This window comes from Bradyrhizobium sp., assembly GCF_050014615.1.
Taxonomy (GTDB): Bacteria; Pseudomonadota; Alphaproteobacteria; order Rhizobiales; family Xanthobacteraceae; genus Bradyrhizobium.
In genome coordinates, this window is the sequence record NZ_JBEKCZ010000045.1 from 19,416 (window position 1) to 29,307 (window position 9,892).

A 9,892-nucleotide genomic window follows, 5' to 3' on the forward strand; every position below is an offset into this window, starting at 1 on the left:
TCTGGAGAACAAACTAATGAAGAAGTTCCTGCTCACCACTGTGGCCTTCGTCGCCCTCGGCGCGACCGGGTCAGCACTTGCAGCCGATCTTCCGGCCCGCACCACCTACACCAAGGCCCCGGCTTACGTCGCGCCGCTCTACAACTGGACCGGCTTCTACATCGGCGGTCACATCGGCGGCGCTTTCAACGGCGACAGCAATTTCGGCGGCCTCACCACCGGCAACAACAGCAACGGCCGATTCCTCGGCGGTTTGCAGGCCGGCTACGACTACCAGTTCGCCCCCAATTGGGTCCTCGGTATCGAAGGCCAGTACAGCTGGCTCGCCAACAATAACAACAGCGTGATCTTCCCCGGCGGATTCGCCTACACCAACGACCAGCGCGGTCTGGGTTCGGTGACCGGCCGCATCGGCTACACCTGGGGCCCGGCTCTGCTCTACGTAAAGGGCGGCTATGCCTATTCCGACAACAACGAATCGGTGACGCTCGCTGCCGCTCCGGCCGCGTTCGCATTCTCCGGCGGTCACAGCAATGGCTACACCGTCGGCGCCGGTCTCGAATACATGTTCGCCCAGAACTGGTCGGCCAAGATCGAGTATCAGTACTATGATTTCGGTACCAGCTCGTTCACCGCTCCGGCCGCGCTCGCCCCGTTCGGCAGCTTCCGCACCGACGATCACGTCGTGAAGGCCGGCCTGAACTATCGCTTCAACCTGGGTGGCCCGGTCGTCGCGAAGTACTGATCCGAAAAACTGATCCAGGTCCGATCAAAAGGACTGATCAAGCGTGTGAAAAGGCCGGCCTCGCGCCGGCCTTTTTGCGTTGAGAACCCGCCAAACCGCCAGGCTCATTTGGCCAGCCGCAGAACCGCTTCCCCTGTGCTTTGCCGAAATCGCAATTGTTTTCGACTGGCGCCGCGCCGATAGTGCGGCTAAGTCGATAATTGGCAATTTGCGGCACAAAACGATGCATTCAAAACCAGACGCGATTCAATCCTCGGTCGAGGCACTGCGGTACCCCTGGGAAAATCATCCCGGCCCGGATCAGGTCGTCGAGGTGATGCCCGGCGTGTTGTGGGTGCGGCTGAAGCTGCCATTCCGTCTCAATCATGTGAACATCTATCTGCTCGCCGACGGCGATGGCTGGGCAATGGTGGATTCCGGATTCGGCAATGAGGAGTCGATCGCGGCATGGACCGCCCTGTTCGACGGTCCCCTGACCAAAGTAAAAATCACGCGGCTGATCGTAACCCATTCGCATCCCGACCATGTCGGCCTCGCCGGATGGGTGGTCGAGCGCTTCAACTGCCCGCTCTATATGTCGCAGGTCGAATATCTGCAGTCGGTCTATCATCAGAACCGCGGCACCGAAGAACGCAAACTGGCGCAGCGGCTGTTCTTCCGGCGTCACGGCATGGACGAGAACCTGACCGACAAATTGCTCGGCCGCGGCCAGGATTACCTGAAGCGGGTTTCGGTGCTGCCTCCATCCTATCGCCGCATCTCGCATGGCGACGAGATTTCGATCGGCACGCGCCGCTTCAAGGTCATCACCGGCGGCGGCCATGCGCTCGATCAGGTCACGCTTTACTGCGCCGCCGACAAACTGTTCCTGTCCGCCGACCAGGTGCTGAGCAAGATTTCACCCAATGTCAGCGTCTGGGCGGTCGAGCCCGACCAGAACTCGCTCGGCGAATATCTGGCCTCGCTGGCGAGCCTCACCACTACGCTGCCCTATGACCTGCTGGTGCTGCCCGGCCACGGTGTTCCGTTCTACGGGTTGAAGACCCGCATCAAGCAACTGGCCGATCACCACGAGGAACGTTGCCGGCTGATCGCCGATGCCTGCCGGGAAACCCCGAAGACATCAAAGGAACTGGTGCCGGTCGTGTTCCACAAGCACGTGCTCGACGTGCACCAGATGGGTTTCGCGGCCGGCGAGTTGATCGCCCATGTCAACTACATGCTGGTCGAAGGTCGTCTGACGGCGGAGGAAACCGACGGCGTGCTGCACTTCAGGACCACCTGACTTCAACACCACGGGAAGCCAATGCAAAGAGCCGGCAAATGCATCCTCGGCGGTGCAGGCACGATCTGCGCCGTCCTGATGACCACGCACGGCGCGTTGGCGCAGACAACGATCGATAGTGCCGCCAAGCCCTATTTCATCGCGGGCGGAGCCATCGCTACGATTTTTTTCCTTTCCGTTGGCGCCATGCTGATCCGAAAGAGCAATCGATACCGGCGGATCGCCGCGACCGCTGCGCAATGGCCCATCGTGACAGGCAAGGTGGTTTCGTCCGAGGTCATCAAGCACGCCGACAGCGATTCCGGCGACTATTTCGTCCCGCGGGTCCACTATGTCTATCAGGTCGATGGAACCAGCCGGAACGGCCGGGTCATTCGCGCCGGTCTGGGCGATCGCGGCTATCCGCGCGAACAACAGGCGCGCGATGATGCCGCCAGGTATTGCGTCGGCTCAAGCGTGCCGGTGCGGTATGATCCGCAGAACCCGGCCGACGCGGTCCTTGAACTTGGACAGGTCGGCGCCGGCAACAACCTCGTGGCTGGCGTCCTTCTGATGCTGGTCGGCGCCGGAGGCGTGGTGTTCACGGTGTTTTCGGTGGTCACGCCGGGCAGCTGAAAATCCGCATGACCGCGGCTATGTCCGTTGTGCAGTCCGCCAGACGCTCAATGCCGCAGAATCTTGGCCAGGAAGGCCTTGGCGCGTTCCGACTGGGGATCATCGAAGAACTTCGCCGAGGCGGCGGTCTCGACGATCTCTCCGTCGTCCATGAAAAGCACCCGGTTCGCGACGCTTCGGGCAAAGCCCATTTCATGGGTGACACAGACCATGGTCATGCCCTGCCGCGCCAGTCCGGTCATGACCTCAAGCACCTCGTTGACCATTTCCGGATCAAGCGCGGAAGTCGGCTCGTCGAACAGCATGACTTTGGGGTCGAGCGCCAGCGCCCGGGCGATCGCGACGCGCTGCTGCTGTCCGCCGGATAATTGCGCGGGATATTTGGTGATGTGGCCGGAGAGCCCGACCCGCGCCAGCAGCATGCGTGCTTTTTCCTCGGCCGCGGCCCTGGATCGCTTCAGCACCTTGATTTGCGCGATCGTGACGTTGCTCAGGACCGTCAAATGCGGAAACAGCTCAAAACTCTGGAACACCATTCCGACAGACCGGCGCAACGCCGCCACATTGGTAACATCAGGCGCCAGCCGAAAGCCGCTGACATTGATCTCGCCGGAGTCGATGGTCTCAAGCCCGTTCACCGTCTTGATCAGCGTGCTCTTGCCGGAACCCGAAGGCCCGCAGATCACCACCACTTCGCCATCGGCGATACTGGCAGAGCAATTCTTGAGAACCTGGAACGATCCATAGCACTTCGAGACATTGTCGATCTCGATCATCATCGAACTCCGTAGGCGAGACGGCCCTGCAGCTGCTTCACAAACTGGGAAGCGGCAAAGCAGAACACGAAGTAGATGACGCCGACGATCAGGTACATCTCGACCAGCCGGCCGTCGCGCTGGGCGATCTTGGTGGCGGCGCCCAGCAGATCCGTCGCCGAAATGACGTAAACCAGCGAGGTGTCCTGGAACAGCACGATGGTTTGCGTGAGCAGGATCGGCAGCACGTTGCGGATCGCCTGTGGAAACAGGATGTAAATGTAGGCGTGGAGCTTCGAGAGCCCGAGCGCATCGCACGCCGCATATTGTCCTGGCGAGATCGAGCGAAAGCCGGCGCGTACGATCTCGGCATAATAAGCCGCCTCGAACAGGACGAAGGTCACGAAAATGGTCAGCGACGCTCCGACTGCGACCGGACGGCCGTTGCCGGTGATCCATCCGATCGCCCAGGGAACCAGGAAGAACACCCAGAAGATCACGAGGATCAGGGGGATCGAACGCATCAGGTTCACATAAGCCGTCGCCAGCGTCGACAGCAGCCGGTTCTGCGACAATCGCGCGATCGCAAGCAGGCTGCCGAACACGATGCCGCCGCAGACGCCGACGAGCGTGATCTGAAGCGTGAACCAAAGGCCCTTCAGCAGAAACGGAAATGCGTTGACGAGCGCGGCAAGGTCGACCGTCATGGCCGCGCCCTTCCACTGACAAGGCTGGGCAACTGCACCGCCCGTTCGATCCGATGCATAACCTGCCAGGCAATCAGGGCGATCACGAGATAGACGATCGTCACCACGCCAAACGCCTCGAAGGTGCGGAAGGTGTTTTCGTTGATCTCGCGCGCCGTCGCCGTCAACTCGACCAACCCGATGGTCAATGCCACCGAGGTGTTCTTGAAGATCGTCATGAACTCATTGGTGAGCGTCGGCAGGATGATCCGGAACGCCTGCGGCAACAGGATCAAACGATAGGTGCCGCCCGGGGAAAAGCCGAGAGCGGACGCGGCCTGAATCTGCCCCGGCGGCAGCGCCTGAAGCCCGGCGCGAACCTGCTCGGCAATGCGCGCCGCGGTGAAGAGGCCAAGGCAGATCAGGGCCGGGATGAAACTCCCCCATGGCGGATCCATCTGCTTGATCGCCATGCCGATGCGCACCGGCAGCAATTCCGGAAGCACGAAGTACCAGAAGAACATCTGCACCAGCAGCGGAATATTGCGAAAGGTCTCGACATAGACCCGCCCTAGCCTGAGCAGGATTCCGTTCGGCAAGGTGCGGGCAACGCCAACCAAGGTGCCTACGACAAGCGCGATGGTCCAGGCACCGAGCGCAAGCAACAGCGTCCAGCACAGGCCGTTCAAAATCCAGTCGAGATATCGTCCTGCTCCATCGGGTGTCGGCTCGAACAGCAAGGACATCGTCGCCCCCTTTTAACCGAGCACCTTTGTCACTGGCCGTTGGCCTTGTCGCTCGGGGCCTTGATCAGCGCCTTGAGCTTTTCCGATTGCGGGAAATTCAAATTGATGTTCTTGGGCGGGATCGGGCTCTCGAACCATTTGGCGTAAAGCTTGTCGTACAGTCCCGACTTCATCGCTTCCGTCAGCGCGTCATCGACGACCTGCTTGATACCGGGGTCGCCCTTCGACATCATCACGCCGTAGGGATCGCTCGGGAAATCATCGGACAAAAACGCAAAATTGTCGGGTGCCGACGCGGTCGCCTTGAGGCCGGCGAGCAGAATATCGTCCTCCATGAAGGCCGAGGCACGGCCGGTCTCGACCAGCAGGAAGGATTCGGCGTGGTCCTTGCCCTGCAGGATCTTCATGCCGAGGCTTTTCTCCGCATTGAGTTTGGCCACGAACTGCGCGGTGTTGGTGCCCTGGGTCACCGCGACGGTCTTGCCTTTCAGATCGTCGGTCGTCTTCAGGCCGGATGACTTCAGGGTAATCCATTTGTACTGCGGCGCATAGAAAATCACCGAATAGGCGACTTCCTGCTGGCGCGGAATTGTATTGGCGGTTGAACCGCATTCGATATCGACCGTCCCGTTCTTGACGAGAGGAATCCGGTTCGAGGAGTTCACGGCCTGATAGACGACCTTGAGACTGGGCAGATCGAGTTTTGCTTTCAGTTTCGCCACCACGAGGTTGCACAGATCAAGCGAAAAGCCGATCGGCTTCTGGGCGTCATCCAGATAGGAGAACGGCACTGATGAGTCGCGGTTGCCGATGGTAATGGTGCCGGCATCCTTGATCTTCTGCAGCGTCGGACCGAGGCCTTGGGCTGACGCGTCCAGCGATCCGAGCGCCAACACGGGAGATGCGACCACAAGACATAAATTCAGAAGGCCGCCGGCGAGTTTCGTCATGGTGTACTACCCCTGTTCCAAAGTTCGCCTCTTGGACGACGCGCGCGACGTCAACCTCACCTGACCGATGCGACGGCCGCATCGACGGCATCGCCGAGACGTTCGACGATCACATCCACCTGCTCCCTGTTCACGATGAATGGTGGAGCGAGCAAAACATGGTCTCCTCTGACGCCGTCGATCGTGCCACCCATCGGGTAGACCATCAGGCCGCGCGCCATCGCTTCGCGCTTGATCAGCGCGTTCAGCTTCAACTTGGGAGCAAAGGGTTCCTTGGAGCCGCGGTCGGCGACCAACTCAAGACCGCGAAACAGACCGCGTCCGCGGATATCCCCGATGTGATGATGGTTGGCAAACCGCTCTTCCAGCCGGCGCTGCAGATGGCCTCCCATGGCGGCCACATTGGCCAGCAGACCATCGCGGCGAATGACCTCCTGCACCGCGAGCCCGGCGGCGGCGGCCATCGGATGGCCCATATAGGTGTGACCGTGCTGGAAGAAGCCGGACCCTTGCGAAAAGGCCGCGAAGATTGGCTTGCTGAGCAGAACGGCCCCGACCGGCTGATAGCCGCCGCCAAGGCCCTTGGCGATCGCCAACAAGTCAGGTGCGATGCCATCCTGCTCGCAGGCGTGCAATGTCCCGGTACGGCCCATGCCGCACATGACTTCATCGAGAATCAGCAGCACGCCGTGTCGGTCGCAAATGGCGCGGATCCGCTTGAAGTAATCGGCGACCGGCGGCACCGCCCCCGAGGTGGCGCCGACCACGGTCTCGGCCACGAATGCCATGACCTGATCTGACCCGAGTTCGAGGATCTTGTCTTCGAGCGCCTGCGCGGCGCGCGCCGCATAGGCCATGTCGCTCTCGCCGGCGTCCTGCAGGCGGTAAGCGTAGCAAGGGTCGATATGGTGGGTTTCGATCAACAGCGGACGGAACTGGGCGCGGCGCCATTCATTGCCGCCGGTCGCCAGCGCTCCCAGCGTGTTGCCGTGATAGCTCTGACGCCGCGCGATGACATGCCGACGCCGGGTCTCGCCCATCTCGACAAAATACTGACGGGCCATTTTCAGCGCCGCCTCGATCGCCTCCGACCCGCCGCTGACCAGATAGACATGGTCGAGGCCTGACGGGGCGTCCTCGATCAGGCGATCCGCCAGTCTCTCGGCAATCTCGGTCGTGAAAAACCCGGTATGGGCATAGGCAAGCGTATCGAGTTGCTTGTGCATGGCCGCCAGAACGTCCGGGTGGCCGTGACCGAGACAGGACACCGCCGCGCCGCCGGATGCGTCGATGTAACTGGTGCCGTTGCGGTCGAACAGTTCGATGCCTTTGCCCCCCACGGCAACAGGCATCACGGCATTGGCGGCACGGTGAAGAATATGGGTCATGACGATTTCTTGCTGTTCCTTGGCTTGAGGTGGGTATTCAAGGCCGCCAGATGCGCATCCGAATGCCGAAGCGTCGCGAGCGCGTCGTCACCGCCGCGTCCGGCGATGACGGCACCCAGAACTTCGGCCACGGCGAAGGCCGGCGACATGGCGTGAAAAAATGACGGGCTTTCGGTCGGGACGATCACGGCATGCTGCGCGATCTGCGCCAGCGGCGCGACCTCGCTGTCCGTGATCGCGACGACATTTATCCCCTGTCCGACGGCATATTCCGCGAGCTCAATGGTCAGGCGCGTGTACGGCATCACGCTGGCGACCAGAAGCACGTCCCGGCTGGTCGCCCGCGCCAGCGCGTCGGCCCCGGTCGCGGCAATCCCGTCAATATGGATCGAACGATCACCGACCAGCGTCAGAACATAATGGAGATGCCAAGCCACCGAATGGCTCGAACGCAGTCCGAGGCAGTAGATCCGGCGCGCCGATGCCAGGGTCCTGGCGGCAGCCACAAGACGTTCAAGGCTGGCCGGCGTTGCCAAGAGATCAATCTGCTTGCCGATCGACTTCAACATGTCGGCGGCAAGCGCTTTATCGCCCTTCAATTTCTGGCTGACGACCTGGACGCTGGCCTTGCCGGCGAATCCAATATCGCCGTCGCGCACGGCCGCCGCATACAGCTCGCGCACCTCGTCATAGCCCTCCATGCCGAGACGTTTGGCGAGCCGGGTCATCGTCGCAGGCTGAACGCCTGCCTGACGCGCCTGCTCGCGCATCGACAACAGCGCCACGTCGCGCGGCCGGTCGAGCACGTAGCGCGCGCCGGCCTGCAGCTGAGCGGGCATTTCGTCGAACGTCTCGATGATCTGTTCGGTCAGCGGGCCGCGGTCCATGTCTGATCTTAGTCCCGCGCGTTTCAGATTTGCAACAAATGTTTCATATGAGAATAATATCATTCAAATGGATCGTTGCCGCCCTGCGGATCGGCGCTGACGGAACCTGAAACGATAAATTCCGGAGACGGATTACGGAAAATGGCGATGCGGTCGCTTGGCGCAAGCGGCTGCGCCGCCGCGACAGGCCGTTCAACAGCGCCAAAAGCGACGAGGAAGTTCAGCCCTTGCGGGTGTGACCCCAGGTCTCGTCCCAGTCCTGGCCCGCGGCATCGACGACGCGGCCGTCGGCCTCGAAGAATTTGTTGGGGACCTGGAAGATCGCGAGCATCAGCCCGCCTTCCGGACACCATGCCACGTGGCGGCTGCCCGGCTCGCGCCAGATGAATTCGCCGGCGCCAGCCGCGATGCCCTGCGCCGGGCCTTCCTTGTCAACCAAGCTACCTTCAAGGACGTAGGTCTGCTCGATGTTGACGTGCTCGTGGTCGGGCAATACCGCGCCCGGCGCGAACCGCATCAGCGCGGTCATCAGGCCGGTCGCATGATCGAACAGCAATGTCTTGGCCTCGCAGCCGGGGAAACGGGTCTTCTGCCACTCCATGCTCTGCGGTCGAACAACGTGGGAATGCGCCTCGGCGATCTGAGAGCTCTTCGGCGTCACGGCGTCCATGGCGATGCTCCGTTTCAATGAACCTCGAGCGATCATAGCGGCTTTGCCTGCTTCCGGTAGAAGTCAGACCAATGATTGCATCGCAGCACTGAACGCAGGATCGCCGCAGCATGACCGCGAGTATCGGAAGCCGGTGGCAGCAAAATCCAACCAGTCGCAGCAAAATGCTCCTAGCGTATTGATCGGGATCAAGTTTTGATCCGCGCCTCAAGCAACCCGGCTCCTCGCTGTCCGGACGCCCGCAGGCCCGATTCCGGCTCGACATTAAACCTGGAAAAGCTCTAAAAAGGCGCCGCCGCTCCGGCTTCAGGCTCCGTTTCAGGTTATTGCGATGGATTACAGCAAATTCTTCAGTGCCGCCCTCAACCGCCTGCACGATGAGCGGCGTTACCGGGTTTTCGCCGATCTTGAGCGGATCGCCGGGCGGTTTCCGCATGCGGTGTGGCATTCCCCGAAGGGGCCGCGCAACGTCGTGATCTGGTGCTCCAACGACTATCTCGGCATGGGCCAGCATCCCAAAGTGGTCGGCGCCATGGTCGAGACCGCCACCCGGGTGGGCACCGGCGCCGGCGGCACCCGCAACATCGCGGGCACCCATCATCCCCTGGTGCAGCTCGAGCATGAACTGGCCGACCTGCACGGCAAGGAAGCGGCCCTGCTGTTCACCTCCGGCTATGTCTCGAATCAGACCGGCATTGCGACCATCGCCAAGCTGATTCCGAATTGCCTGATCCTGTCAGATGCACTCAACCACAATTCGATGATCGAGGGCGTCCGCCAGGCCGGCTGCGAACGCCAGGTGTTCCGTCACAGCGACATGGCGCATCTGGAAGAATTGCTGCGCGCCGCCGGGCCGGACCGGCCGAAGCTGATCGTCTGCGAGAGCCTGTATTCGATGGACGGCGACATCGCGCCGCTAGCGAAGATCTGCGATCTCGCCGAACGCTATGGCGCGATGACCTATGTCGACGAGGTTCACGCGGTCGGCATGTACGGCCCGCGCGGCGGCGGCATCGCCGAGCGCGAAGGCGTCATGCACCGCATCGACATCCTGGAAGGCACGCTGGCCAAGGCGTTCGGCTGCCTCGGCGGCTATATCGCCGCAAGCGCCGACATCATCGACGCGGTGCGTTCCTACGCGCCCGGCTTCATCTTCACCACCGCG

The 9,892-nt window shown here is 61.7% G+C and carries 11 protein-coding genes; 4 read left to right on the top strand and 7 right to left on the bottom strand.

Translation table 11 applies throughout. The features are described from left to right. The first annotated feature begins 16 nt into the window (after positions 1-16). From ABR948_RS10040 to ABR948_RS10050, 3 genes are all read left to right on the top strand, one after another. Positions 17-745 carry an outer membrane protein gene (locus tag ABR948_RS10040; RefSeq protein WP_428116602.1) on the top strand — a complete coding sequence of 243 codons (729 nt, stop codon included), beginning with the start codon at positions 17-19 and terminating at the stop codon, positions 743-745. A 223-nt stretch (positions 746-968) separates the two neighbouring features. After that, positions 969-2,030: an MBL fold metallo-hydrolase gene (locus ABR948_RS10045; RefSeq protein ID WP_428116604.1), complete on the top strand. Its 1,062-nt coding sequence runs from the start codon at positions 969-971 to the stop codon at positions 2,028-2,030. Between the two features lie 21 nt (positions 2,031-2,051). Next, entirely contained in the window at positions 2,052-2,645 is a 594-nt protein-coding gene (locus ABR948_RS10050; RefSeq protein WP_428116607.1) for a DUF3592 domain-containing protein, read from the top strand. A gap of 47 nt (positions 2,646-2,692) precedes the next feature. Here ABR948_RS10050 and ABR948_RS10055 read toward each other — a convergent pair whose 3' ends face one another. The 7 genes from ABR948_RS10055 to ABR948_RS10085 all read right to left on the bottom strand — a co-directional run bounded on the left by ABR948_RS10055 (position 2,693) and on the right by ABR948_RS10085 (position 8,727). Next, positions 2,693-3,421 carry an amino acid ABC transporter ATP-binding protein gene (locus ABR948_RS10055; protein WP_428116609.1) on the bottom strand — a complete coding sequence of 243 codons (729 nt, stop codon included), beginning with the start codon at positions 3,419-3,421 and terminating at the stop codon, positions 2,693-2,695. Continuing rightward, positions 3,421-4,107, bottom strand: coding sequence for an amino acid ABC transporter permease (locus tag ABR948_RS10060; protein WP_428116611.1), 687 nt, complete (start codon positions 4,105-4,107; stop codon positions 3,421-3,423). Before ABR948_RS10060 ends, ABR948_RS10055 begins: the two co-directional genes overlap by 1 nt. After that, a complete protein-coding gene (locus tag ABR948_RS10065; RefSeq protein WP_428116614.1) occupies positions 4,104-4,832 on the bottom strand; it encodes an amino acid ABC transporter permease in 729 nt (242 codons plus the stop codon). The genes ABR948_RS10060 and ABR948_RS10065 overlap by 4 nt, the downstream gene beginning before the upstream one ends. Positions 4,833-4,861: 29 nt before the next feature. Beyond that, a complete protein-coding gene (locus tag ABR948_RS10070) occupies positions 4,862-5,782 on the bottom strand; it encodes a transporter substrate-binding domain-containing protein (RefSeq protein WP_428116616.1) in 921 nt (306 codons plus the stop codon). Between the two features lie 56 nt (positions 5,783-5,838). Continuing rightward, positions 5,839-7,170 carry an aspartate aminotransferase family protein gene (locus tag ABR948_RS10075; protein ID WP_428116619.1) on the bottom strand — a complete coding sequence of 444 codons (1,332 nt, stop codon included), beginning with the start codon at positions 7,168-7,170 and terminating at the stop codon, positions 5,839-5,841. After that, on the bottom strand, positions 7,167-8,057 hold the full coding sequence (locus ABR948_RS10080) for a MurR/RpiR family transcriptional regulator (RefSeq protein ID WP_428116622.1): 891 nt from the start codon (positions 8,055-8,057) through the stop codon (positions 7,167-7,169). The genes ABR948_RS10075 and ABR948_RS10080 overlap by 4 nt, the downstream gene beginning before the upstream one ends. A 220-nt stretch (positions 8,058-8,277) precedes the next feature. Continuing rightward, entirely contained in the window at positions 8,278-8,727 is a 450-nt protein-coding gene (locus ABR948_RS10085; protein ID WP_428116625.1) for a cupin domain-containing protein, read from the bottom strand. Positions 8,728-9,058: 331 nt separating this feature from the next. Here ABR948_RS10085 and hemA point away from each other — a divergent pair. Continuing rightward, a partial coding sequence (hemA, locus tag ABR948_RS10090; RefSeq protein WP_428116628.1) for a 5-aminolevulinate synthase occupies positions 9,059-9,892 on the top strand: 834 nt, incomplete at its 3' end.